The sequence below is a fragment of the Botrimarina sp. genome (assembly GCF_040219535.1).
In the GTDB taxonomy this organism is placed as follows: Bacteria; Planctomycetota; Planctomycetia; order Pirellulales; family Lacipirellulaceae; genus Botrimarina.
This window is the reverse complement of record NZ_JAVJSH010000024.1, coordinates 140,032-166,068: the sequence shown is the minus strand read 5'-3', so window position 1 is coordinate 166,068 and position 26,037 is coordinate 140,032. Positions and strand designations below refer to the sequence as shown.

The window sequence follows — 26,037 nt, the reverse complement described above, 5'->3', positions numbered from 1 at the left end:
GCTAGCGGCCCTCGCGCTCGGCGAGGTCACGCTCGGCCTGTTTCAGGTCGTAGCCCGCTTCGGACAGGCGGTTGTTGATCCGGCCCTTGTACTTGCCGAACCAAGCGTGCTTCTCGTCGGACGAGCCGGCGTCCATCGCGTGCTCGCGGGCTTCGAGCAGATTGGCGAGGATCATCCGCTTCTGATCGTCGGTCAGGTCGGGAAGCAGACGCACGTAGCCGGCGTACGTGATCGGCACGACGCCGTACGTCATGCCGTCCTTGACCGTGTCGACCTGCTCCGCGGCCAGTTCGGCGGCCAGCCGCGCGACAAACCGCCGGTGCAGTTCGACCACCTCCCGGTGCGCGGCGTCACGCACGGCTGTCTCGTCGGCGCCCGCCGCTGCGAGCCGCTCGTCGCGGCGGTCGTGAGCGGCGCTGAGGGCCTCGTATTGGTCGGCGATCGCGTCGACCACGCGTTGCTCTTGCTCAGCGCCGGTCAGGCCGAGGTCCTCGACGATCCGGGCGGCCCGGCCTTCGACCACGCGTCGGTACGCCTGGTCGTCCTGGGCCGCGCCGCCAGTGGCGTCGGCCCGGGCCGGCCCGCTGCTGGCGATCAATGCCGCCAGCAGCAGGGCCGCCGTGCAAGTTGCGCCGGGTTGACGGCGCCTCATGACTTCCGCCGCCCGCAGGCGGCCGCGACAAGAGCCATCAGGCCGAGCACGGCCGCGGCCGGCTCGGGGACAGCGCCAGCAGCCATTTCCATCTCGGGGGGCGGCTCGGTGAGGCCGTAGTTCGCCGCCCACTGGTCGTACTGGGGGGCGCCGATCGTTCCGCCGATCGGGTCGTTCGCCAGCTGGGTCGAGGCGCCTTCGTTGTCGCGGAACAGCGTGTAATCCGCCGCGTTCACGACTCCGTCGTTGTTGTAGTCGCCGGGGATCTCGCTGAAGATCCTCTCGGTGACCGACAGCAGGCCCGTGCCGGTGAACAAGCTGCTCTCGAACATCGCGCCCGAGCCGATGGCGCCGTAGGTGCCTTCGACGACCGACGCGCCGGCCAAGAACAAGGCGTTGATCACGTCCGTGCCGGCGAAGTCGAGGTCGAAGAGGGCGTCGCCCTCGACGTACACGTTGGCGTCGTCGGCCAGGTAGTCGTTGGTGATCGACAGCACGCCATCGTTCACGAGCGTGTCGCCCGTGTAGGTGTTCACCGCGTCGAGGATCCACTTGCCGGAGCCTTCCTTCGCGACGTTCACCACGTTGGTAGCCGAATCGCCGATGATGGGGCGGAAGGTGTTGTTGCCGGTGTTGTCACCGGTCAGCGTGAAAGTCCGCTCCGCGTCGACGAAGGACAGCGTCGATGGCGCTTCCAAGAAGTTCACGAACGGCCCGATCGGGTCGCTGAACACGACACGGGTCGGGCTCTGGATCGCGGTGATCGTGATGACCTCGTCGTCGTCGGTCGGGCTCTCGGTGAGGAAGTTGCCCATGATCTGCATCCCCGGCACGAGGTCGCTCGTATCGCCAATGTTGTAGGCGACGCTCTGGCTGGCGGGCGTCGTGCCGGCTTCAAAACCGAAGGCGCCGCCGCTGGTCACGCCCTGCCGTGCTTCGGCCGTGTCGATGGCGAGCGCGCCGGTGTTGCTGAAAACAACCGCCCCCGTGCCCGACGAGTCGATCGTCGCGCCGCGGGTGCCGATGGTGAACAGCCGGTCGGTGCTCGTGGCCGCTCCCTCGTAGCGGAGGGCGCCGCCCTGGATGACCAGGTTCGAAGCCGCGTTGCTCGACGCACCGATGCCGCTCGCCTGGCCGCCGTTGAGGAGCGACGTCACCGTGAGAGTGGTGCCGTTGAATTGGCTTCCGGTGACGCCACCGTCGATCGCCGCTTGGTCTTGCTGGCTGTTCAGCGAGCGGCCTTCGATCCGGGTGCTCCCGGTGTAGTTGTTGGTCGCCGTGATCCGCACACCGCCGAGGCCCTGCCGGCCCTCGATGTCATGGCCGTTTTTCACGACCAGCGACCGGGCGCCGGTCAACTGGTTCTGGTTCGGCAGGGTGATCACGCCGGCGCCACCGCCGAACTTGTACGTGTTGTTCAGCGGCGTGACCGTGCCCGTGTAGGTCATCCCCTGCTCGGGCGCGGCGACCGACATGTCGCCCGCGCGGACGAGCAGGCCGGTTGTGAAGTCGAGGTTCACCGCCGACTCCGATGGCGCGAGCATCAAGCCGCCCGAAGCGAAGTCGTCGGTTCGCTGCAGGTCGCCCTGCGGGGTCAACGGCGCCTGCGAGCGGTTGCGTAGGCGGTTCAGCAGCGCGGCCGAGTCGGGGCCGGTCACCGTGCCGTTGTCCAAGCCGATGGCGCCGCCCGTGGACTTGACCCGACTCGAGTTGCCCAGGTCGGCGCCGGTCGCCAGGTGCAGGTTGCCGCCCTGAACGATCAAGAAGCCGCCGAAGGTGCTGATGTTGGGCGTGTCCTGGATGCTGCCTTGCAGGTAGACGGCGCCGGTGCCCCGCTTGCCGAAGGAGCGGTTCACCAACAAGTCGGCTTCTGGGTCCATGTGGTCCTTCAGCGCGCCGGTAACGACCGTCTTGCCCGACCCGTCGAAGTTGTACTCGGTGTCGCCGGCGGGGATCGCGGTCTCGTCGGCGGGGAGCTGGTCGTCGGCGTACTGCGTCCCCGACAGCGTGAAGGTCTTGCCCGCGGGCAGCAGGTTGATGAAGCCGCGTGCGTTTGTCTGAGCGACCTCGCCGGCCCACTCGAGGCTGTTCTCGCCCTTGATCGTCACGTACTGCGCGAGTTGCATCTCGGCGCTGATGACTCGGTCGTCGCTGTCGGAGATCAGGTTCACCCCGAGCGACCCGGTTTGGCTGTTCTGCCGGACCCGGCCGCCGCTGAACGCGTTGTTGTTCGTCAGCACGTAGTTCATCACGCCCAGCGACACGCCGTCGGTGGTCGAGATGGCGCCGTTGATGATCGCAGTGGCCAGCGGCCCGTTGTTGGTGCGGGGGCCGAGCTCGAGTTCGCCGTCGCCGGTGATATTCCCATTCAGGATGACCGTGCCGGCCGAATCGGGGCTCTGGTTGATCGCGAAGTCACGCGGGTTGTTCGCTTCCCCCATGAAGATGTCGTTCACGACCAGGTTGCTATCGATCGTGAGCGTGCGGCCGGGCGCCTCGAAGTTGATGCTCGACGTGAAGTCGGTCCCGTCGAACAGGATAGGACCGGAGATCAGCAGGTCGTTGGTCGTCTCGAATTCTTCCCAAGAGCCGATGTCCAGCGACTGGCGGTTGATGAAGATCGGCGCCGTGATGACGTTCGTCGCGCCGGGCACGCCGGCGCTGACCAGCAGCGGGCGGCTAGAGTTGAACGCCGGGATGATGTTGTCCGGGTCGGTGTCGTCGTTCAATTCGTTGTTCTCGAACACCAAGCGGCCGGCGCCATCGGTGCTGACGGTCGTGTTGACCGGCCCGGCCGTGCCGCCCATCTGCAGCATCGCCACGGTCACGTCGGTGGCGCCGACGTTCACGTTCAGGTCCGCGCCGAGCGGAACCGACAGGTTCGCGCCCACGACGGGGTTGATCTGCGTCACGTTGTTGTCAACGCGGCCGGGGTCGTCCGGGTACTCGGCGGTGCTCCAGTTCGCGTCCACCTGCCACTGCTGCAGGCCGGTCAACGACGAGTTCCAATCCGAAACGGTGATCTGCGCAGAAGCGGTTGGAGCCAGCAGTAGTCCCAACCCAAAAAACGCAATCCAACGCGCCTGTACGAACATCGGTGTCTCACCTCGAAAGAGGGAATCGATCAAGGGCCGTCGGCGATGCCGTACGGTCCTGGGGAGAGTTCAAATCCACGCATTCAGCTTAATCGATGCCCGCGGATTTAGGCCCGCAGCCGGCAGCCTCATTTCAGGACAGGCTGAGGGCGCAAAACAAACGGGGCCCGCACGCTCATCGTGCGGGCCCCGGATTGTGGTTATCAGCAGCGACCCTCGCGGGTCGCGGCTTGGTCAGCTGCGACGACGCGCCGCGGCGACGCCGGCCAGGCCGACGAGGCTGAGCACCGCGGTGGTCGGCTCGGGGATCTGCTCGAGCAACAGAGCGGGCGAGAATTGGCCCATGCTGTTGTCGGTGCCGAACAGGTTGCCGATGTTGCCGCTGCCATCGCCCGGGTCGTAGTTGTCCCCGTTGAGCGTGGTCTGCTCTTTCGGGTTGAACAGGTAGTTGAAATTGATCCAGTTATTGAACTGCTTGAAGAAGGCGCTGGAGTCGTGGGCCACGTGCGACACGATCGTCACCTCGTCCTCACCGGCGTCCAGCGCAGCTTGGATGAAGTTGTCCAGGTTCACGCTGCGGAACTCCAGCGAGCCGCCGATCGGCAGGTGGTTCTGCGTGCCGATGTCCGGGAAGGTGGCGGTGCCCAGGAACGTCAGGTCGCTGTTGAGGTCACGCGTGCCGATGTTACCGTCACCCGGGAAATCGATGCCCGGAGCGTTCGCGTAGGTGATGGTGCTCTCGTCCCAGGTCTGGCCCGGAGCGAGGCCGTAGAACGCCATGCCGGTGCGAAAGCCCGAGTTCGGCGTGATGTAGTCCTGGATACGCGACTGGTTCAGGTTGTTGTTCCGGTAGGTCATCCGGAACGCGCTGCCGCCCGCGGGCACGGCGACCGTTTCGGACAGGTCGATCTTCACGTAGATCAAGCTGTTGCGGTCGGAGCCGTCGTTGCCGTCACCGGCGGGGAAGTTGTCGGCGATCCGAGAGGCGATCTCGGTGCTGCCGCCGCGGTTCTGGCTGAAGTTCGACTCGCGAACCTCCGCGTCGGCGCCGGCGCCGAAGTTGGTCGGCACCCAGATCGGCGCCGCGCTGGCCGACGCGCAAATCGCGCCCGCCATGAAGAGGGAGAACAATCGTGTGCAACTCATGAGGTCACTCCGCGGAAACGAAACGAGATGAGGCTCGAGGGAGACGAGTCCGACGCCGCCTTTCAACCCAAAAACTAGTAAGACAAGCTGTACGCACCTTTTAGCAGTCCACACGCGGGGCCGTCCGTCAACCCTACCGCGACCGGCCTCTGCTGCAGCCCGCTTCGGCGGGAGAGCCGCGACGGCCCGGCCGTCGCTGCTTCGTCGTCGCAAAAGGCGACTCCCGCAAAGGCTTGCTACTCCCTCCAGACTAAACGGGCCTCCAGCCAGGTCTAGCTTCGGACAGCCCTATTTTGAGACAGCCCTGCCCCGCCCTAAGTGACTGCCTCTTCAGGACATGCGCCACGAAATCTAGCGCCAATCGCGGGCGTGCGCCCCCCAGTTGTCTAGAATCGGGCGTCCGCCCGCATGCGTTGGCGGCGGCCCCACGCGTATCCTTCAGCGATAGGGCCTCCGGCGTTGGCGTTTCTCGCCGTGCCCCATTGCCTCCTCTCACCTAATTCCCGGATGGCGATCCGACACCCCCTAGCCGCGATTCCCTTGCTAGCAATCGCGTCGGCGGCCGTGCTGGCGCCGTCGGCCGCCGCCGACGAGCCGCCCAGCGCCACATCGCTGGCCCGCCGAGCCCGCGCGCTGCTATCCGATCGCTGCTTCGCCTGCCACGGGCCCGACTCCGCTTCGCGTCAAGCCGACCTGCGGCTCGACGACGGTTCGAGCTACATCGGCGACTCCGACGACGCGCTGGTCGTCCGCGGCGACCCCTCGGCGAGCGAACTGGTGCGACGCATCCGCTCCGACGACGAGTGGGAGCAGATGCCCCCGCCCGACTCGCACCTGTCACTGACCGACGACGAGATCACGCTGCTGGTTCGCTGGGTCGAGCAAGGCGCGCGGTGGGCGGACCACTGGGCTTTCGTCCCCCCGGACGTGGCTTTGCCCGACTCGGCTTCGGGAAACGCCAACGCTTCGGAACCGGCCCATCCGGTCGATGCGTTCGTGCGTCGGCGGCTCCAGCAGGAAGGTCTTGAGCCCAACGCGACGGCCGACAAGTCGATCCTCCTCCGCCGCGTGACGCTCGACCTCACCGGCCTGCCGCCCACCACCGAGGAGCTAGACGCGTTCCTCGCCGACCAGTCGCCCGACGCGTACGAGCGGGTCGTCGACCGGCTGCTCGTTTCGCCGCGGTTCGGCGAGCGGATGGCCACCGACTGGCTCGACGCGGCCCGCTACGCCGACACCTACGGCTACCAAGCCGACCGCTTCCGCCGCGTTTGGCCGTGGCGTGACTGGGTTGTCCGCGCGATCAACGACAACCTGCCGTATGACGAGTTCCTCACCTGGCAGCTCGCCGGGGACCAGCTCCCCGACGCCACGCAAGAACAACGCCTAGCGACCGCCTTCAACCGCCTTCACCGAGAGACCAACGAAGGCGGCAGCATCCCCGCCGAGTTCCGCGCGGAGAACGTCGCCGACCGGGTGAACACCGTCGGCGCGGCGGTGCTCGGCCTCACGCTCGAGTGCGCCCGCTGCCACGACCACAAGTTCGACCCGATCTCGCAGCGCGACTACTACGCGATGGCCGCGTACTTCGATAACACCGGCGAACTGGGCCTCTATTCGCACTTCACCGACGCCACGCCCACGCCGGCGCTGGACCTGTCGACCACGGCCCAGCGGAAACAGCTCGACGAGCTGGAAACCCGAGTCCGTGCGCTCGAGCAGCAGCAGCACGGGATCGACGCGCGGGCTGTCCCGGCCGGCGAGGGCCTCCCGGAGCCGCCGGCGCCCGCTGGCCGGTACGGCTTCGACGAGCTGTCCGACGACGAGAAGCTCGTCGGCGAGCCGGCCCGTATCGAGGGCCCCGGCGGGCGCGGGTCCGCCTTGTCGCTTGACGGCGAGAACGGTTGGGCGGGCCCGCCGCACGCGATGGACCGCAGCCAGCCCTTCTCGCTCTCGATCTGGGTCCGCCCGGCGTCGCCCGAGCAGAGCGCCGTCATCGTTCACCGCTCCCAGGCGTGGCTCGACGCGGCCGGACGCGGCTACCAGATCACCCTCGACGGGGGCCGACCCGGCGCGGCGCTGGTGCACTTCTGGCCCGGCGACGCCATCCAGGTCCGCGCCGCCGAGCCGCTCCCCGCCGAACGCTGGACGCACCTCGCACTGACCTACGACGGCTCCTCCCGAGCCGGGGGGCTGCGGCTCTACGTCAACGGACGCCGCGCCGAAACCGAGACCCTCCACGACTCGCTGACTCGCACGATCCGCTACGCCGAGCGCGACCTGGCCGCCGACAAGAACGTCCGCCTGACCGTCGGCCATCGCTTCCGCGACGTGGGCTTCAAGGGGGGCGCGGTCGACGAGCTGGGCGTGTACACGGCCGAGCTCACTCCGGTCGAGGTGGCGAGCCTCGCCGGCCTCGGCGAATCGGAGGTCGGCGCCGCCGACTGGCGCGAGCACCACCTGCGGCGCCACACGCCCGCATGGACCGACGCCCGCGCGCGGCTGCAGCACGCTCGGCTGGAGCGCGACGTGCTGCGCGACGCGATCCCGCAGATCGCCACGATGGCCGACCTGCCGGAGCGCCGGCCGAGCTACCTGCTCGAGCGGGGCGCGTACGACTCGCCCGGCGAAGAGGTCGAGCCCGCCCCGCCGGCGGCGATCGCGTCGGACCTCACCCAACAGCGCGGCGATCGCCTCGGCCTGGCGCGGTGGGTCACGTCGCGGGAGAACCCGCTGACAGCGCGGGTCGCGGTCAACCGGTTCTGGCAATCGCTCTTCGGCCGCGGCCTCGTCGCCACGCCCAACGACTTCGGCAGCCAGGGCGCGGCGCCCACGCACCCGGACCTGCTCGACTGGCTCGCGGTGCGATTCGTCGAGTCGGGTTGGGACGTGAAGCAGCTCGTGCGGTTGATCGTCACGTCGGAAACCTACCGGCAGTCGTCGGTCGCCTCACCCGAGCTGCGCGAGGCGGACCCGCAGAACGAGCTGCTGGCCCGCGGCCCCAGCGGCCGGCTGTCGGCCGAGGCGCTGCGCGACTCGGCGTTGGCGGTCGGCGGCCTGCTCGTCGAGCAGATCGGCGGGCCGCCCGTTCACCCGTTCCAGCCGCCCGGGCTGTGGGAAGAGAAAGGCGCCGCGACCTACCGGCGCGACGCCGGTCCGGGGAGCCACCGCCGGAGCCTCTACACGATCTGGAAACGCACCAGCCCGCCGCCGTCGATGATGACGTTCGACGCGGCCGACCGCGAGGTCTGCACGATGCGCCGCGAAGCGACCGCCACGCCGCTGCAGGCGCTGGTCTTGCTGAACGACCCCCAGTACGTCGAGGCCGCGTGCGGCCTCGCCGAAAGCGTCGCCGGCGACGCGCTCGCCGAGCGGCTAGAGAACCTCTGGCGGCGCGCCACCAGCCGCGCGCCGACCGAGGCCGAGTCCGCCGTGCTGCGGCGGCTCTACCACGAGCAGCTCGAGTACTTCCAGCAAGACCGCCACGCGTCCGCCACGCTGCTTTCCGTTGGCGACCGCGGCGAAGCCGATCCCGACCCCGAAGCCGCCGCGATGGCCGCTACGGCGCTGGCCGTGCTCAACCACGACGCCTTCGTGATGAAGCGGTAGCCTCGGGTCCTTCAAAAACAGCCCCATGTTCGATCCTGCCTTTGACAACCTGAACCGCCGCTGTTTCCTCCGCGCGGGCGGGCTTTCCCTCGGCGCGGCCGCGCTGGCGCAACTGCTGCCCCGGGAAGCGACCGCCTCCGCCACGCCGGGCGTGCTCGATGCGTTGCACCATGCGCCGCGCGCGAAGCGCGTGATCTACCTGTTCATGAGCGGCGGCCCGTCGCAGATGGACCTTTGGGACTACAAGCCGAAGCTCAACCGCCTCAACGGCGAGCAACTCCCAGAATCGGTCCGCGACGGCCAGCGCTTGACCGGCATGTCCGCCAACCAAGCCACGCTCCCGCTGGCCGGCGCCCAGTTTGACTTTGCGCAACACGGCAAGCACGGCGCTTGGGTCAGCGAGCTATTGCCGCACACCGCGAAGGTGGTCGACGAGCTTTGCGTGGTCCGCTCGATGCACACCGACGCGATCAACCACGACCCCGCCATCACCTTCTTCCAGACCGGCTCGCAGAACGCGGGCCGCCCGTCGATCGGCGCGTGGCTCAGCTACGGCCTCGGCTCGCTCAACGACAACCTCCCCACCTTCTGCGTGCTGGTCTCCAAGGGCGGGACCGGCCAGCCGATCTACTCGCGGCTGTGGGGCTCCGGCTTCCTCCCCTCCACGCACCAGGGCGTGCAGCTCCGCGCGGGCGCCGACCCGGTGCTCTACCTGAACAACCCCGAGGGCCAGAACCGTGCGGCGCGCCGCGCGCTGCTCGACCGCCTCGCCGACCTGCACCAACTGCAGCACGAGGCCACCGGCGACCCGCGCGTGCTGGAGCGGATCGAGCAGTACGAGATGGCCTTCCGCATGCAGGCGTCGGTCCCCGACGTGACCGACCTGTCGGGCGAATCGGACGAGACGCTCGACCTCTACGGCCCCGACGCGCGCGAGCCCGGCACGTTCGCCGCGAACTGCCTGCTCGCCCGGCGGCTGGCCGAGCGCGGCGTGCGGTTCGTGCAGCTGTTCCACCGCGGCTGGGACCAACACGACAACCTGCCGAGCGACATCCGCCGCCAGTGCGCCGCGACCGACCAGGGCGCGGCGGCCCTCGTGACGGACCTCAAGCGCCGCGGCATGCTCGAAGACACGCTGGTCGTCTGGGGTGGCGAGTTCGGCCGCACCGCGTACAGCCAGGGCGCCCTCACCGCCGACAACTACGGCCGCGACCACCACCCACGCTGCTTCACCATGTGGCTGGCCGGCGGCGGCGTGAAGCCGGGCCTCGTCTACGGCGAGACCGACGACTTCAGCTACAACATCACGAAGGACCCGGTCCACGTGCACGACCTGCACGCGACGATGCTGCACCTGCTCGGCGTGGACCACGAGCGGCTCACCTACAAGCACCAAGGCCGCCGCTACCGCCTGACCGACGTGCACGGCAATGTCGTGCAAGACCTGATTGCCTAAGAGGTCCCCTGAGCGCCGCAGAGGACGACGGCGCCCTAAGCAGCCGGAGCGCGACTCAAGGGAGCCGCAGAGCGTAAGCTCCCGGAGTGATCCAAGAGCAGGCAATCCCTGCCGTTGCGCGCTCCGGGAGCTAACGCTCTCCGGCTCCCCCAGTGGGCTCTCCGGCTCGCGGCGGCTAGCGCTTCCCGGCCCTCACTCCACGAGGCCGTTCAAGTAGTCCTCGAGGTTGGTGTAGCCGTCGCGGTCCGGGTCGACGGGCCCGTCGGTTGGGTCGTTCGGGTCGAGGCCGTGCGAGCGTTCCCACTCGGAGGGGATGCCGTCGGCGTCGGGGTCCCAATCGGCGTCGCGTTGGACCTCGGGGTAGTCCTCCCAACCGCCGACGTCGTCCTGCGAATCGGGCAGGCCCGGCTTGCCGCTGCGGCTGCCGGTGTAGGTGGTCGTCCCCTCGCGGACCTCGCGCAGCACGCGCTGGTCGTGCTCGTCGAGCTCGGGGTAGTTGCAGCCCACGTCGGCCAGCACGTCGTCGTAGGCCTTGCGCGCGGGCTGTGTGTCGACGTGGGGCGGGAAGAACGGCTCGTCGAGGGTGACCGGCTCGGGCTGCGAGCCGCGCACGTCCATGCCGGCGAACGGGCCGACGGGCCCCTCGGGCTCCGACACGCCCTCCACCACGTTCCCCTCGACATAGTACTGCTGCGGCCCGAACGAGGGGTTCTCGTAGTCCGGGTTCAGGTAGGTCAGGATCCGCGTCGCGGGGCCCGGCTTGTAGTAGTTGTTGACGAACTGCACGAGCCGCGCGCCGCCGTCGGTCGTGCGGTGGTCCCAGTTGTAGACCACGTTGTTGCGGATATCGAGGCGGCCGCGGTGGCGGTTCGCCTGGTCGACGCCGCCGGCGAGGCTCCAGTTGCGGCCCGCGCAATGGGCGAGCAGGTTGTGGTGGAAGCTGCCGATGTCGCCGCCGATGCTCGCGGCGAAGCCGTGCGACTTGCCGTCCTCGTACTTCTTGTGCCCGGCGATGTTGAGGGCCTCGCTGATGAGGGTGCGCTGCAGCGTGATGTTCTCCGCGCCGCGCGAGCTGAACGACTCGTCCTGCGTCCAGCTGATCGAGCAGTGGTCGACGATCGCGTGGTTGCAGCTCGCCAGGCCCATGCCGTCGAGCGTCTTGCCGGCCGTGTCGCCGGGCCGGACACGCAGGTAGCGTATGATCACGTCCTCGGCGCCCATCGCGCCGAGGTTGTAGTTCGACAGGCACACGCCCATGCCCGGCGCGGTCTGGCCGGCGATGGTCAGCTCGCCGTTGCGGATGATCAGGCGGCTCTGGAGCACGATCCGGCCGGACACGTCGAACACGACCGTGCGCGGCCCCTCGGCCTCGACCGCTGCGCGGAGGCTGCCCGGGCCCGAGTCGTTGAGGTTCGTCACGTGCAGCACCCGACCGCCCCGGCCGCCGCGGGCGAAGCGGCCGTAGCCCTGCGCGCCGGGGAACGCCAAATGCCGCACGCGGAAGGCCCACACCTGGCCGGGCGTGATCCGCCCGTCGGACCCGAGGGTGTCGACCCGCCACGCGTACCACCGCAGGCTGTCGTTCTCTTCGATCGGCGCGTCAGCGGTCGGCTCGGTGGTCACCGCGAGGGGCTCCCGCGCGGCGGCCGCGATCGCCCGCGCGGCCCCTTCTTCGCTCGCGGAGCCGAGGAACACGCGGTACTCGCTCGCGTTGTCGCCCCCTTGCCAAGAGAGCTTCACCGAGCCGTTGTCGCCGTCGGCGTGGCCGTCGTAGTCGGCCGGCGTGGGCGATTCGGCCCGCCGCGCCGGGTTCGGGGCGTCGAGCTCCAGCGCGTTGAGCACCACCGGGCCGTCGGCCGCCGACAAGCGGACCCGCACCGGCTTGTCCGCGTCGGCGTCGAACTCCACGTACGCGGTCGCCGCGTCGGCGTCGTGCTTGGGGGCGCGGGCGGGGCGGGCGGAGTCCGTCGCGTCGCCGACGGCGAGGGTGACCTCACCGGCCGGCCCGTTGCCAAACGCCGCGTGCCAGGTCGCCAGGCTGTGCCGCCCGGCAGAGAGGCCCTCGATCTTAATCTCGATCGGCCCTTCCGAGCGGAAGCCGTCGCTGGCGAGCGTCGCGCCCGTCGCGAGGCCCGCCTTGTGCAGGAAACCTTCTAGCAGCCCCTCTTCGGCCCGCAGCGTGATGGTCAGCCCCTCCGCGTCGCGCGAGGCCGCGCTCGCGCCGCCGAACTCCCACTCGGTCCAGCCGCGCGTCTCCGCGTCGCTCCGGCCGGTGGCGGCGCTGAGGTCGAAACGCGGCGCCGCGTCGGCCGCGGCCGACACGAGGCAGGCGACACAGGTGACTGTAAAGAACAAAGCAAAGCGCATGAGATTCTATCGGGGTGAGCGAAGCGTCAGGGTTTCAATCGGTGAAGCTTACGCGGGCGGTTCGCGGCGGGAGGCCCTCGGCGGTGGCGGTGAGCGTCGCCTCGCCCGGCAGGCCCGTGCCGCGTAGCACCGCTTGCATGCGGCCTTGGTGGGTCTCAAAACGGTCGCCGGTGTACGCGCGTGGGCTGGTCAGATCGGCCGAGCCGACCGCGATCAACTCGGCCGGGCCGGCGACCTCGAAGCGAACGAGTTTTTCCTCCAGCGGCTGGACCCGTCCGCGGGCGTCGACGACGGCCGCGTCGACTTGCACGATCGACTGCCGATCGGCCGAGACGCTGGGGGCCTCGGCCCGCAACTCGAGGCGCGCGGCCGGGCCGGCGGTCGTGAGCCGCACGCGTTCGCGCTCGGCGCCTTGGCGGTCGAGGCCGATCGCGACGAGCTCACCGGGGCGGTAAGGCACGCTGAACGAGGCCAAGAACTCGTTCTCTTCGCCGGCGTCGGCCTCGCCGACCGGCTCGTCGTTCAGCATCAGCCGCACGCGCGGCCAGCGGCTCGCGGCACGCACCGTGAGCGGGGTCCCGTCGCCGACGTTCCAAGTCCAGTCGGCGCGGGCCGGCTCGGTCGCCCAAGGGGTGAGCGACCACGGCTGGCCCGCCGGGTCGACGACCCACGCGTAGAGGGTCTCGCCGCGGTCCCAAACGATGTTGCGGTAGTAGGAGATCGGCTTCCGCTGGCCCACCAAGTCGATGTCGCCGCAGGCGGCGCCGCGCCACGGGTAGTGCTCCGCTTCCCAATGGGTCTTGGGCTCCTCGCCCGCCGGGTAAGCGCGGCCGATACCGGCCTCGCCGAGGTAGTCGATCGCCGACCAAACGAAGTCGCCGACGACCCACGGCTGCGTGGTTGTCGCGCGCCAGCTCTTGAAGACATCGACCGGGTAGGTCTCGCTGCCGTACATCACGCGTCGCGGCAGGCGCTGGTGGTCGGCGGCGTAGCGGCCGATCTCGTAGTTGTAACCGCACGCGCCCAGCGGCTCCAGCAGCGGGTCGAGCTCGCTCCACGGCCGCTCGCCCAGGCCGTTCACACCGGCGGTGACCGGCCGCGTCGGGTCGAGTTCGCGCACGTGGTCGGCCAGCGCGTGGGCGTACCGCACTCCGCTCGGCTTGCCGCGTTCGTACATCTCGTTGCCGATGCTCCACATCACGACCGACGGGTGGCGACGGTCGCGGCGCACCATGGCGGACAGTTCGTCGCGCCAGATCTCGTCGAAGTGGTCACCGTAGTCCTTGGCGAGCTTGCTCGCGCGCCAGCCGTCGAACGCCTCGTCGATGACCAGCAGGCCCAGCTCGTCGCACGCGTCGAGGAAAGCCTCGGCCGGCGGGTTGTGCGACGTGCGGATCGCGTTGAAGCCGGCCCGCTTCAACAGCGTCGCGCGGCGGCGTTCGGCCGCGTCGTACGAGGCCGCGCCGAGCGGCCCGTGGTCGTGGTGCACGTTGCCGCCGTACAGGACGACCGGCTCGCCGTTGAGCAAGAACCCGCGCTCGGCATTGACCTCGACCGTCCGCAATCCGACCCGCTGCGAGGCTTTGTCGATCGGCTTTCCTTCGGGTCCGGTCAGCTCGACACGCAGCTCGTACAGCGCAGGCGATTCGGGCGTCCAAGATTCTGGCTCGTCGATCTCGAGCCGAACGGTGGCCTCCGCCGCGCCGCCTGCGGGCGCATTGATTCCGACGTTCTTTCGCGTGACTTGTTGGCCGCTTGGCGCGAAGAGCGAGACCGTAGCCGAGTGCGCTTGCTCCGCATCGCCTGTGTTCTCGACAGAAAAGACCACCTCGGCGAGCACCCGCTCATCAGACAGCCGGAGCGTCTTTAGCCAAACGCTCTCCGGCTCGATCGTTATCTCTCCGCTCCGTCGCAGCCACACGTGGCGGTACAGGCCCGAGCCGCTGTACCAGCGGCAATTGGGCTGCGCGGAGTTGTCGACCCGTACGGCGATCACGTTCGGGCCATCGGCCCGGGCGTCGGGCAGCTCGAGCGCGAAGGGCGTGTAGCCGTACAGGTGTTTGCCAAGCCGCTCGCCGTTGAGCCACACCTGCGTGTCGCCGTAGCAGCCCTCGAACTCAACGCTGAGGCGCTCCCCGTCGGTCGCCGGCGGCAGCTCGCGGCGGTACCAGCCCACTCCCATCCGGTGATAACCGCCGGGGCCGGCGCTGGGGGCGTCGGGCTCGGTCGGGTGCTCGATGCTCCAGTTGTGTGGCAGGTCGAGCTGGCGCCAGGAGCTGTGGTCGTAGTCGGCGGCCTCCGCGCCCGGCGCGTCGCCGAGGTGGAAGCGCCAGCCGTCATCGATGAGCGTCCGCTCGCCGCCGACCGCTGGCGAAGCGAGCGCCGCGGACAGCGCGAGGAGGAAGGAGAATCGCATCCCTCAATTCAAGCAGGCCGGCGCGAGACACGCCAACGGTCGGCCGCCTGAAAACGGGGCCCGTTTTGCGACGCCCACCGGCCGACGCGTTCGCCGGCCGCGTGTAGGGTGGAGAGGACGACGACTCGCCTACTCGCCGCGCATCGGTGCGGTATCCCCGCTCCGCTTTGCTAGCGCCACCTCCCATCGCAACGCTCACCTTGCTTCCCCGCCCGTTGGCCGCCCATCGATGGATCGCGATCGCGGCGGCTTGCGTTGCGCTCGCCGCGGCGCCGCTCGCCCGATCGCAGACGATCGACCAGCTCCGTGCGGCGTTCGCCGAGCCGCCCGCCGCCGCGCGGCCGTGGGTCTTCTGGTACTGGATGCACGGCCGCGTGAGTGAAGAGGGGATCACGGCCGACCTCCAGGCGATGAAACGCGCGGGCCTCAGCGGCGCGTACCTGATGCCGATCCAGGGCCCGACGGACCCGCCGGAGTACGAGCCACTCGCCGTGCAGCTCTCTCCGCGGTTCTGGCGGATGGTGCGGCACGCGGCCGCCGAGGCGCGGCGCTTGGGCTTGGAACTCGGCATGCACGCGTGCGATGGCTTCGCCACGGCCGGCGGGCCGTGGATCACGCCCGAGCTTTCGATGCAGAAGCTCGTGTGGAGTGAAACGCCAGTCACCGGAGGCCAACAGGCCGACACGCAACTCGCCCGCCCCGAGGCTTACGACGGCTTCTACCGCGACGTGGCCGTGCTGGCGCTACCGCTTCCGCCGGGCCATGGCGCGACGACCGAGCAGATCGCGCCGAGGGTCACCTCGAGCGACCAGGAGCCGGGACTCTCGAGACTCGCTTCGCCCAAGAACACCGAGCGCTACCGCAGCGAGGCGCCCTGCTGGATCGAGTACGCGTTCGACGAGCCGTTCACCGCGCGGAGCGTGACCGTCACTCCCGACGGGCGGAACTACCAGTGCCAGCGGCTGTTGGTCAGCGCGAGCGACGACGGCGCCGACTGGCGCGAGGTCGCGCGGCTCGACGCGCCACGCCACGGCTGGCAAGAAGAAGGCTTGCCGGTCACGCACGCGTTGCCCGAAACAACCGCCCGCCGCTTCCGCTTCTCGTGGGACCCGGCCGGCAGCGAGCCCGGCGCGGAGGACCTCGACAACGCGAAGTGGTCCCCCGTGCTGAAGGTGCAGTCGATCGTGCTCTCCAGCGCGCCGCGCGTGCACCACTGGCGGGGTAAGAGTGGTGCCGTGTGGCGGCAGAGCCCGCCAACCACGGAAGAGCTGGCGCCGCAACGCTTGTGCGTGCCGCTCGCCGAGATCATCGACCTGACCGACCGCGTCGACAGCCGGGGTCGCCTCCGCTGGGACGCTCCCCCTGGCGAGTGGCTCGTCATGCGGCTGGGCCACACGTCGACCGGCCGAGAGAACGCCACGGGCGGCGGCGGCCGTGGCCTCGAGTGCGACAAGATGAACGCCGACGCCGCGCGGCTGCAATTCGACCGCTGGTTCGGCGAGGCCCAGCGCCAGATCGCCGACGAGCTCGGCCGAGCCGACGCGTCGCGCGTGCTAAGCACGCTGCACGTCGACAGCTGGGAGTGCGGCGCGCAGAACTGGACCGCCGACCTGCCCGCCGTCTTCCAGAAGCAACACGGCGATTCGCTCCTCAAGTGGCTCCCCGCGATGGCAGGCGTGCCGATCGAGTCGGCCGAAGCGAGCGAGCGCGTGCTGCACGACCTCCGCGAAACGCTCGCCGAGCTGTACGTCGAACGCTTCTACGGCACGCTGCGACGCCTGGCCGACGAGTCGGGCGTGCGCTTCACCGGCGAGTGCACCGCGCCGACGATGCCCGGCGACGGCCTGCGGCACTTCGCCTACCTCGACGCGCCGATGGGCGAGTTCTGGCTCGACAGCCCGACCCACGACAAGCCGACCGACATGCGCGACGCGGTCAGCGGCGCCCACGCCCACGGCAAGCACATCGTCCAAGCCGAGGCCTTCACCCAGCTCCGCATCGCCTGGGACGAAACGCCCGCCCGACTCAAGCGGCTGGGCGACCTGCAGCTCGCGCTCGGCGCGAACCGCTTCGTGATCCACGTGTGGACCCACAACCCTTGGCTCGAACGCAAACCGGGGCAGACCCTCGGCGGCGTGGGGCTCTTCTTCCAACGCGACCAGCCCTGGGCGCGACACGCGAGCGGCTGGACCGACTACCTCGCGCGCTGCCAAGCCGTGCTACAAGCGGGCGAGCCGGTCGTCGACATCGGCGTCGCGATCACGGGCGACCTGCCCCGACGCTCGCTCACACCGGGCAAGCTGGTCGACCGCCTGCCCGGCCTCTTCGGCCAGGAGGCTGTCGAGCGTGAACAAGCGCGGCGGGAAAACTTCGGCCGCCCGCTCCGCGAGCTGCCCGTCGGCGTAAGGGCGTCGGCCAACATCCCGCGGCCCGACGACTGGACCGACCCGCTGGGCGGCTACAAGTACGACTCGCTCAACCCGGACGCACTCGCCGCGGGCGCCGGCCAGCGTTACGCCTTCCTGCACAAGCCCAACGACCCGCCGTGGACCGAACCGGACCTTGACGGTGTCCCCCCCGATTTCCGTGCGTTCACGCCAGAGGGCGCCCGGGCCGAGAACATCGCCTGGACACACCGCCGCGGCGAGGGCTGGGACGCGTACCTCGTCGCGAACCAGACCGGCGAGCCCCGCGCCCTCCGCCTGTCGCTCCGCGCAACCGGCGACGCCGTCGAGCTGTGGGACCCGCTCACCGGCGCTCGCCAGCGCGCCGACGCCAACCACGCCCGGCGGACTGAGCTAGGCCTTTCCCTAGAGGCGAATCAATCGATGCTCGTCGTGCTGACCCGCCAGAGCGACGTGGCCCAATACGAAGAGCCTACCGGGTCGGGCCGGATCGAGGGCCCGTGGCTTGTCCGGTTCGACGCGGCGGTCGGCGACGATCCGCCCGACCTGCGGCTGGAGGGGCTCGCAGACCTAAGCCAACGCAGCGAACTCCGCGCTTTCGCCGGAGAAGCCGCTTATACGACCACGTTCAAACTCGAGGAGCCGCTCGCCGAGGGCGTCCGCTTGTGGCTCGACGTCGGCCGCGCCGAGGCGCTGGCCCGCGTCGCGGTGAACGGCGTCGACTGCGGCGTCGCGTGGACGGCGCCGTACCGAGTCGACGTGACCCGTGCGGTCCGGCCGGGTGAGAATATGTTGCGTGTCACCACGCCGAGCGTCTGGAAGAACGCCCTCATCGCCGATCGATCGCTACCCAAACACGAACGAACAACCTGGACCTCCGCCCCCGTGCGGCTGGCGGACGAAGCCCCCGCCCGGTTCGGCCTCTTGGGCCCCGCAAGGCTCCTCACCCAGAAGCCCATCGAATGATCCCCAACCAGTCAACACGGCGGCTCCGCCCAAACCGGCTCGCAGCGCTCTTGGCGTCGCTTGGCGCGCTCGGCGCCGCCGCGGTTCCCTCCTTTGCCGAAGAAGAGAACGGCGCCGCGATCGACAGCGCTACGATGCGGCGCGTGTACGACGAGCTGCACGCGCCGCACAAGCACGGCCGTGTGCTCACGCCCGGCGAGGGCGAGATGTTCGACTGCCCGAACGTGTTCCGCCACGACGGCAAGTGGTGGATGGTCTTCGTCAGCATCAAAGAACTCGTCGGCTACGAGACGCGCCTCGCGAGCAGCGACGACCTCGTCAACTGGACCGCCGAGGGGACGATCCTCCCGTTCCGCGACGACGGCTGGGACCGCTGGCAAGCCGACGGCAGCATCGCCCTGGTCGACCCCGAGTGGGGCGGCTCGTACGAGCTGTCCCAGCACGACGGCCGCTACTGGATGAGCTACTTCGGCGGCGCGAAGCAGGGCTACGAGACCGACCCGCTCGCTATCGGCATGGCGTGGACCAAGGAACCCACCAAGGCCGAGCCGTGGACGCGCCTCGGCGAGAACCCCGTCCTCGAGCCCTCCGACTCGGGGGCGCGGCCCTTCGAGCAAGCCACGCTCTACAAGAGCCACGTCTTCCGCGACGAGTCACGCTCGCTCGGCGCCCCCTTCGTGATGTTCTACAACGGCAAGCAGAAGGGGGACTGGATCGAGCGGATCGGCGTGGCCGTGTCCGACGACATGGTCCATTGGCGCCGCCACGGCGACGCTCCGGTCATCGACAACGGCAAGGGGATCTCCGGCGACCCGCAGATCATCCGCATGGGCGACCTGTGGGTCATGCCCTACTTCGGCGCGGGGTGGAAGCCGCCGGCCGCCGCTTTCGACACGTTCGCCGTGTCGAATGACCTGGTCCACTGGACCAAGTGGGAAGGGCCGAACCTCGTCGAGCCCTCCGATCCGTTCGACGAGACCTTCGCGCACAAGCCGTGGATCATCAAGCACGAGGGCGTCGTTTACCACTTCTACTGCGCGGTCGGCGGAGGAGTCCGCAGCATCGCGCTGGCGACCTCCAAGCCGCTAGCGACCTCCGAGCCGCTCAAAGCCGAATGAGAATATTTCGCCCCGCCGCTCGCGGCTTAGCCGCCGCGCTCGCCGCAGCAAGCCTCGGTCCCGCCGTGCTCGCCGAGCAAGGCGCGCCGCAGCGCGTGCTCTGCTTCGACGCACCGGCCGAGCGGTTCACCGAGTCGTGCGTGCTGGGCAATGGCCGGCTCGGCGCGATGCTGTTCGGCAGGGTGAACGAGGAGCGGGTCGTGCTCAACGAGGCCGGCATGTGGAGCGGCTCGCCCCAGCAGGCCGACCGCCCCGAAGCCCACGAGGCCTTGCCCGAGATCCGCCGGCTGCTGCTCGCTGGCCAGAACCACCAGGCCGAGCAGCTCGTCAACGAGGCCTTCACCTGCGCGGGCGTCGGCTCCGGGCAGGGGCAGGGCAAGTCGACGCCATACGGCTGTTACCAGACGCTCGGCGACCTGCGGCTCGAGTTCCCCCACGGCGGCTCCCCGGCGACCGGCTACCGCCGCACGCTCCGCTTGGCCGACGCCCGTGCCACGGTCGATTACACCATCGACGGGGTGCGCCACACGCGCGAAGCGCTGGCCTCCGCGCCGGACGACGCGATCGTCGTGCGCCTGACGGCGAGCGAGCCGGCCGCGATCTCGTTCGCCGCGTGGCTCGATCGCCCCGAACGCGCCACGCTCGCCCCGCACGGCGGCGACACGCTCGAGCTCTACGGCCAACTCGAAGACGGCTTCGGAACCGACCGCGGCGTCCGCTACGCCGCGCGGTTGCGGGTCGTCCCCGTCGGCGGCCGGGTGCGGGTCGACGGCGGTCGGCTCCGCGTCGACGGCGCCGACGAGGCGCTGGTGTTCGTCACCGCGGCGACCGACATCGACTCCTTCGCCGGCCGCCCCGTCGACGACGCCCGCGCCGCCGCGGCCGACGACCTGCGCGCGGCCAGCGGCAAAACATGGGGCGACCTCGCCGCGCGGCAAGCCGCCGACCATCGCCGGTGGTTCGACCGCGCTTGGCTGCGTGTCGGACCGCCCGCCAACGAAGCCGAGCCCGCTCCCATCGCCGAGCGGATCGCGGCCGAAGGGCCGCCCGAAGCAGAGCTCGTCGCCACGCTGTTCGACTACGGCCGCTACTTGCTGATCGGCTCGTCCCGCCCCGGCGGCTTCCCCGCCAACCTGCAAGGCATCTGGGCCGAAGAGCTGCAGACCCCCTGGAACGCCGACTGGCACGCGAACGTCAACGTGCAGATGAACTACTGGCCGGCCGAGCCGTGCAACCTGTCGCGGCTGCACGAGCCGCTCTTCGCCCTCGTCGAGTCGCTCGTCGAGCCCGGACGCGGCACGGCCCAGGCGTACTACAAGGCGCGCGGCTGGGTCGCCCACCTGCTGATGAACCCGTGGGGCTTCACCTCGCCCGGCGAGTCGGCCAAGTGGGGCTCCACGCCCACCTGCAGCGCGTGGATGTGCTGGCGGCTCTGGGACCACTACCTGTACACGGGCGACCGCGGCCACCTGCGGCGGGTCTACCCCACGCTACGCGACGCGGCCGCGTTCTACGCGGACATGCTGATCGAAGAGCCACGGCACGGCTGGCTCGTGACCGCGCCGTCCAACTCGCCCGAGAACGCGTTCATCGACAGCCGGGGGCGCACCGTGCACACGTGCATGGGCCCCGCGATCGACCAGCAGTTGCTCCGCTTCTTGTTCGACGTGGTGATCACCTCGTCGGAGTTGCTCGGCGAATCGGACCCGCTCGTCGATGAGCTACGCGACCTGCTGCCCCGCTTGGCGCCGACCCAGATCGGCGACGACGGCCGCGTCATGGAGTGGCTCCGCCAGCGTGAAGAGGCCGAGCCCGACCACCGCCACGTGTCGCACTTGTGGGGCCTCTACCCGGGCATGGAGATCGACCGGCAAGCCACGCCCGACCTGGCGGCCGCCGCCTGGGAGTCGCTCCACGCGCGCGGCGATGGCGGAACCGGCTGGGCGATCGCGTACAAGGCGTGCCTGTGGGCGCGGCTGGGCGAGGGGGATCGGGCGCTGGCGTTGCTGGGCCGGTTGCTCCGCCCCGCGGACGACCCGTCGGAGGCCCAGCGTTGGAACGGCGGCGTTTACCCCAACCTGCTGGTCGCCCACCCGCCGTACCAGATCGACGGCAACTTCGGCGCGACCGCCGCCGTGGCCGAGATGCTCGTGCAGAGCCGCTACGACACGCCCGACGGCGCCGCGCCGGCCCAGATCGACCTGCTGCCCGCCCTGCCCGCCGCTTGGTCCGAGGGACAGGCCCGCGGCCTCCGGGCGCGCGGCGGCGTCACGGTCGGACTAAGCTGGAGCGATGGCCAACTGGCGTCGGCCACGCTCACCAGCCACTGGGCCCCGTCGGCCCGCGTCCGCTACCGCGGCGCCGTGCAAACCATCGACCTGCCGCGTGGCGAGCCGGTCGAGATCTCGTTCGACCAGCGATGACTCCTCTTCCCACCCAGGCGGCAGCCGTCCGACGCTCTCTGCTGCTGCTCGCGGCTAGCGTCTTCTCTTTGTCTTTCGCCGGCGCCGCCACGCCCGACTGGGAGAACGAGCAAGTCATCCAACGAAACCGGCTCCCCGCGCGGGCGACCTTCTGGCCGATGGGCTCCGCCGAAGCGGCCCGGCGCGGCGACCGCGACGCGTCGCCGTGCGTCAAATCGCTCGACGGCGATTGGCGCTTCCACTGGTCGCCCACGCCCGAGGGCGCGCCGCTCGCGTTCTGGCGCGAGGGGTTCGACGCGACGTCGTGGGCCAAGCTGCCGGTCCCTTCGAACTGGCAGACGCACGGCTACGGCACGCCGATCTACAAGGCCTCCGGCTACCCGTTCCGGATCGACCCGCCGCGCGTCACCAGCGAGCCGCCCGAGGACTGGACCGTGCACGGCGAGCGCAACCCGGTCGGCTGCTACCTGCGCGACTTCGAGTTGCCCGAGTTGTGGGCCGGCCGCAGGGTGTTCTTGCATTTGGCGGGTGTTGAGGGGGCGGTCGAGGCGCGCGTCAACGGCCGGCGCGTCGGCTACAGCCAGGGGAGCCGCTCCCCCGCGGAGTTCGAGATCACTGCGTACCTGAAGCCCGGCGCCAACCGCATCGCGCTGAAGGTCTTCCGCTACAGCGACGGCTCGTACCTCGAAGACCAAGACATGTGGCGCCTGGCCGGGGTGTTCCGCGAAGTGGTGCTCTACGCCACGCCCGCCGCGCGGATTGCCGACTTCACCGTCCGCACCGACCTGGACGACGACTACCGCGATGCGCGGCTGGCCATCGACCTGGAGCTCGACGCGGCCGAGCCGCTCGGTGGCTGGTCGGTCGCCGCGCAGCTCTACGACGCCGACGGCGCGGCCCTCTTCGCCGAGCCACTCACGCACGACGCGGCCCCGATCCTCAACCTCGAGCAAAACGCCGACGTGCTGGTCGATCGCACGCCGCAACGCGGTCCGGCCAAGTTCGGATGGCTCACGGCCCGGGTCGCCGATCCAAAGAAGTGGACCGCCGAAACGCCGCACCTGTACCGGCTGGTGCTCTCGCTCGTCGACCCGCAGGGCAACACGGCCCAAGCCGTCGCGTGCGACGTCGGGTTCCGCGAAGTCCACATCGCCGACGGCCGGCTGCTGGTCAACGGGCGGCCGGTCAAGCTCCGCGGCGTGAACCGCCACGAGCACGACCCGGCCACCGGCCACGCGCAGTCGCTCCAGTCGATGCGGCGCGACATCCGCCTGATCAAGCAGGCCAACCTCAACGCGGTCCGCACCGCGCACTACCCGAACGACCCGCGCTGGTACGAGCTTTGCGACCGGCTCGGGCTCTACCTGATCGACGAGGCGGACCTCGAGACCCACGGCCTCCGCGGCCGCCTCGCCGGCGACCCGCGCTGGCTGCCGGCGCTGCTCGACCGCGGCGTGCGGCTGGTGGAGCGCGACAAGAACCACCCGTCGGTCATCGCCTGGTCGCTCGGCAACGAGTCCGGCTGGGGCGCGAACCTCGCCGCGCTGGCCGGCTGGGTCCACGGCGCCGACCCCACGCGGCCGGTCCATTACGAGGGCGCGCAGGGCGAGCCCGACCCGCCCGAGGTCGACTTCATCAGCCGCTTCTACCCCCGCGTCCGCGAGGAGTACCTGCACCCCGACCTGCCCCAAGACCCCGCCGCCGCCGAGCGCCCGGAGAACGCGCGCTGGGAGCGGCTGCTCGACCTGGCCGAAGCCGCCCAGCGCCGCGGCGACCCCCGCCCGGTGCTCGCCAGCGAGTACGCGCACGCGATGGGCAACGCCGTGGGGAATCTCCAGGCGTACTGGGACGAGATCTGGGCCAACGACCGGCTGCTCGGCGGTTTCCTGTGGGACTGGTCCGATCAGGCGCTGTGGGCCGAGACCGACTCGGGCGAGCCGTACCTCGGCTACGGCGGCGCGTTCGGCGACGAGCCCAACCACGGCGCGTTCTGCCTCAACGGCTTGGTGATGGCCGACCGCGCGCTCACCGCCAAGTACTGGCAAGCGAAGAAGACGCTGCAGCCCGCCGCGGTCTCGCTCGTGGGCCTCGCCGACGGCGCGGACGGCGGCCAGCGTGTCGCGCTCGAGATCACCAACCGCCGCGACCACGCCGACCTGGCCGACCTGCAAGTAGCTTGGCGATTGGAGGCCGACGGCGCGCCCATCGCCGACGGGGTCGAGGAGCCCATCGCTATCCAGCCGGGCGAGAGCGAAACGCTCGTTGTCGAGCTGCCCGCCAGCTCCGCCCCCGGCGAGCGGTTCCTGCGAGTCGCTCTGCGTCACGAGGACGCGACCGACTGGGCGCCCGCCCGGCACGAGGTTGCTTGGGAGCAGATCGAGCTGCCCGCGGCCGAACCGCTGAAAGTCGCACCGGCCGACGCGCCGCCGCTGGCGATCGAGGAGAACGAGAAGTCGATCGTGCTCCGCGGAGCGGGGTTCGAGGCCGTGTTCGACCGCCGCGCCGCCGCCCTAACGAGCCTCAGGCACGGAGGCCGCGACTTGCTCGCCGGCCCACTCCGCCCGCAGGCGTACCGCGCGCCGACCGACAACGACCGCGGATTCGGTTCGTGGCTCGCCAAGGAGTGGACCGAGGCCGGGCTGGACTCGGCCGAGCTCGAGCCGAGCGGAGCTACGGTCGAGCGGATCGACTCCGCGCACGCGCTGGTCGACGTGCGCACGGCGCTCGTCACACGCCGCGGCCAGATCGAAGTCGCCCAGACCTGGCGCGTCAGCGGCGATGGCCGCCTGGAAGCCGACGTGCGCTTCACGCCCGAAGGGGAGCTGCCCCCACTGCCGAGGCTCGGCCTGGTCGCCGCCGCGCCGGGCCGGCTGGACCGCGTCGAGTGGCTGGGGCGGGGGCCTTGGGAGAGCTACCCGGACCGGCTCGCCGCGTGCGACGTCGGCCGCTACGCGGGGCTCTTGGCCGAGCAAGCGACCCCGTACCCGCGACCGCAAGAGACCGGTTCGCACGAACAGACCCGCTGGGTCGCGCTATCGGATTCCAGCGGCGCGGGCTTGCTGGTCTTGGCGACCGGCGAACCCTTCGCCTTCTCCGCCCTGCCCTACTCGGCGGGCGATCTGGCGGCCGCGAAGCGCTGGGTCGACCTCGAGCCGCGCGGCGAGACATTCCTCTCGCTCGATGCGGCCCAGTGCGGCCTCGGCAACAGCAGCTGCGGCCCCGGCGTGCTGAAGGAGCACGCGGTCCTCCCCGGGCCGGTAAGCTTGCGCTTCGCGCTCGTCCCGCTCTCACCCGACGACGACCCCGCACCGACCGCGCGGCGCGTCCGCCAACAACTCAGCGAGCAGCCATGAAGACCTTCCGGATCGACGGGCCCGGCGCGGCCTCGATCGCCGAAGCCCCCCGCCCCACGCCCGGCGCCGGCGAGGTGCTCTTGCGTGTCGAGACCGTTGGCCTTTGCGGCACCGACCTGAACACCTTCCGCGGCCGCAACCCGCTGGTCACCTACCCGCGTGTGCCGGGCCACGAGGTCGGCGCGACGATCGCGGAGCTCGGGCCCGGTGTCGAGGGCTGGTCGGTCGGCCAGGCGGTGCTCGCCTTCCCGTACAACGAGTGCGGCCGCTGCCCCGCGTGCCGCTCCGGCCGCTTCAACTGCTGCCGCGACAACCAGACGCTCGGCGTGCAGCGCGACGGCGCCATGGCCGAGTACTTCGTGCTCCCCGCGGCCAAGCTGCTCACCGCCGAGGGCCTCTCGCACACCGAGCTCGCGCTGGTCGAGCCCCTCACGGTCGGCTTCCACGCGGTCGCCCGCGGCCAGGTTGCGGCCGGCGACACGGTCGCCGTGTTCGGCTGCGGCGCGATCGGCCTGGGCGTGATCGCCGGCGCGGCCGAGCGCGGCGCCCGCGTGATCGCCATCGACCTGGACGACGCCAAGCTCGCCCTCGCCCGCAAGTGCGGCGCGACCGACGCGATCAACTCCGGCGCGACCGACCTGCACACGGAGCTCGCCGCCCTCACCGACGGCGACGGCCCCGCCGTCACGATCGAGGCGGTCGGCCTGCCGCAGACCTTCCGCGCGGCCGTCGAAGAGGTCGCGTTCGCCGGGCGCGTGGTCTACATCGGCTACGCCAAAGCGCCCGTCGAGTACGAGACCAAGCTCTTCGTGATGAAGGAGCTAGACATCCGCGGCTCGCGCAACGCGCTGGCGAGCGACTTCGCCGACGTGATCGCGATGCTGCAGCGCAAGCACTTCCCGGTCGCCGACGTGGTCACCCACACCGGCCCGCTCGCCGACGCGCCCGACCTGCTGCGCATGTGGAGCGACCGCCCCGGCGAGGTCACCAAGATCCACGTCCGCCTGTGACACGCCGGCCTCGGTGCAGGT

12 protein-coding genes are annotated in these 26,037 nt (G+C 70.3%); 7 read left to right on the top strand and 5 right to left on the bottom strand.

Going from position 1 to position 26,037, the window contains the following annotated elements:
- Nucleotide 1: 1 nt before the first annotated feature.
- The 3 genes from RIC11_RS14475 to RIC11_RS14465 all read right to left on the bottom strand — a co-directional run bounded on the left by RIC11_RS14475 (nt 2) and on the right by RIC11_RS14465 (nt 4,893).
- Nucleotides 2-652, bottom strand: coding sequence for a DUF3826 domain-containing protein (locus RIC11_RS14475; protein ID WP_350212511.1), 651 nt, complete (start codon nt 650-652; stop codon nt 2-4).
- Nucleotides 649-3,648 (bottom strand): autotransporter-associated beta strand repeat-containing protein, encoded by a 3,000-nt coding sequence (locus RIC11_RS14470; protein ID WP_350212510.1) that lies wholly within the window; start codon nt 3,646-3,648, stop codon nt 649-651. The genes RIC11_RS14475 and RIC11_RS14470 overlap by 4 nt, the downstream gene beginning before the upstream one ends.
- A 333-nt stretch (nt 3,649-3,981) precedes the next feature.
- Nucleotides 3,982-4,893, bottom strand: coding sequence for a PEP-CTERM sorting domain-containing protein (locus tag RIC11_RS14465; protein WP_350212508.1), 912 nt, complete (start codon nt 4,891-4,893; stop codon nt 3,982-3,984).
- A 507-nt stretch (nt 4,894-5,400) separates the two neighbouring features.
- On the opposite strand from RIC11_RS14465, the gene RIC11_RS14460 reads away from it, so the two are divergent.
- Together RIC11_RS14460 and RIC11_RS14455 are read left to right on the top strand one after the other, a co-directional pair.
- Nucleotides 5,401-8,502 (top strand): DUF1553 domain-containing protein, encoded by a 3,102-nt coding sequence (locus RIC11_RS14460; RefSeq protein WP_350212506.1) that lies wholly within the window; start codon nt 5,401-5,403, stop codon nt 8,500-8,502.
- 25 nt (nt 8,503-8,527) lie between these two features.
- On the top strand, nt 8,528-9,958 hold the full coding sequence (locus RIC11_RS14455) for a DUF1501 domain-containing protein (RefSeq protein WP_350212505.1): 1,431 nt from the start codon (nt 8,528-8,530) through the stop codon (nt 9,956-9,958).
- A 192-nt stretch (nt 9,959-10,150) separates the two neighbouring features.
- Here RIC11_RS14455 and RIC11_RS14450 read toward each other — a convergent pair whose 3' ends face one another.
- Complete coding sequence (locus RIC11_RS14450; protein WP_350212503.1) at nt 10,151-12,325, bottom strand: pectate lyase family protein; 2,175 nt, start codon at nt 12,323-12,325, stop codon at nt 10,151-10,153.
- 34 nt (nt 12,326-12,359) lie between these two features.
- Nucleotides 12,360-14,741, bottom strand: a complete 2,382-nt coding sequence (locus RIC11_RS14445; protein ID WP_350212501.1) for a glycoside hydrolase family 2 TIM barrel-domain containing protein — start codon at nt 14,739-14,741, stop codon at nt 12,360-12,362.
- 200 nt (nt 14,742-14,941) lie between these two features.
- On the opposite strand from RIC11_RS14445, the gene RIC11_RS14440 reads away from it, so the two are divergent.
- The 5 genes from RIC11_RS14440 (at nt 14,942) to RIC11_RS14420 (ending at nt 26,016) form a co-directional block, all read left to right on the top strand.
- Nucleotides 14,942-18,112: a glycosyl hydrolase gene (locus tag RIC11_RS14440; RefSeq protein ID WP_350212499.1), complete on the top strand. Its 3,171-nt coding sequence runs from the start codon at nt 14,942-14,944 to the stop codon at nt 18,110-18,112.
- Nucleotides 18,109-19,230 (top strand): hypothetical protein, encoded by a 1,122-nt coding sequence (locus RIC11_RS14435; protein ID WP_350212497.1) that lies wholly within the window; start codon nt 18,109-18,111, stop codon nt 19,228-19,230. The genes RIC11_RS14440 and RIC11_RS14435 overlap by 4 nt, the downstream gene beginning before the upstream one ends.
- Before the next feature lie 65 nt (nt 19,231-19,295).
- Complete coding sequence (locus RIC11_RS14430) at nt 19,296-21,653, top strand: glycoside hydrolase family 95 protein (protein ID WP_350212495.1); 2,358 nt, start codon at nt 19,296-19,298, stop codon at nt 21,651-21,653.
- Nucleotides 21,650-25,006 (top strand): glycoside hydrolase family 2 TIM barrel-domain containing protein, encoded by a 3,357-nt coding sequence (locus RIC11_RS14425; protein ID WP_350212493.1) that lies wholly within the window; start codon nt 21,650-21,652, stop codon nt 25,004-25,006. The genes RIC11_RS14430 and RIC11_RS14425 overlap by 4 nt, the downstream gene beginning before the upstream one ends.
- Complete coding sequence (locus tag RIC11_RS14420; RefSeq protein WP_350212491.1) at nt 25,003-26,016, top strand: zinc-binding alcohol dehydrogenase family protein; 1,014 nt, start codon at nt 25,003-25,005, stop codon at nt 26,014-26,016. Before RIC11_RS14425 ends, RIC11_RS14420 begins: the two co-directional genes overlap by 4 nt.
- Nucleotides 26,017-26,037 lie beyond the last annotated feature (21 nt).

Coding starts and splice junctions, on each gene's coding strand:
- RIC11_RS14455 (WP_350212505.1), top strand. CDS start 8,528: ATGTTCGATCCTGCCTTTGACAACCTGAACCGCCGCTGTTTCCTCCGC.
- RIC11_RS14465 (WP_350212508.1), bottom strand. CDS start 4,893: ATGAGTTGCACACGATTGTTCTCCCTCTTCATGGCGGGCGCGATTTGC.
- RIC11_RS14420 (WP_350212491.1), top strand. CDS start 25,003: ATGAAGACCTTCCGGATCGACGGGCCCGGCGCGGCCTCGATCGCCGAA.
- RIC11_RS14425 (WP_350212493.1), top strand. CDS start 21,650: ATGACTCCTCTTCCCACCCAGGCGGCAGCCGTCCGACGCTCTCTGCTG.
- RIC11_RS14445 (WP_350212501.1), bottom strand. CDS start 14,741: ATGCGATTCTCCTTCCTCCTCGCGCTGTCCGCGGCGCTCGCTTCGCCA.
- RIC11_RS14435 (WP_350212497.1), top strand. CDS start 18,109: ATGATCCCCAACCAGTCAACACGGCGGCTCCGCCCAAACCGGCTCGCA.
- RIC11_RS14450 (WP_350212503.1), bottom strand. CDS start 12,325: ATGCGCTTTGCTTTGTTCTTTACAGTCACCTGTGTCGCCTGCCTCGTG.
- RIC11_RS14475 (WP_350212511.1), bottom strand. CDS start 652: ATGAGGCGCCGTCAACCCGGCGCAACTTGCACGGCGGCCCTGCTGCTG.
- RIC11_RS14460 (WP_350212506.1), top strand. CDS start 5,401: ATGGCGATCCGACACCCCCTAGCCGCGATTCCCTTGCTAGCAATCGCG.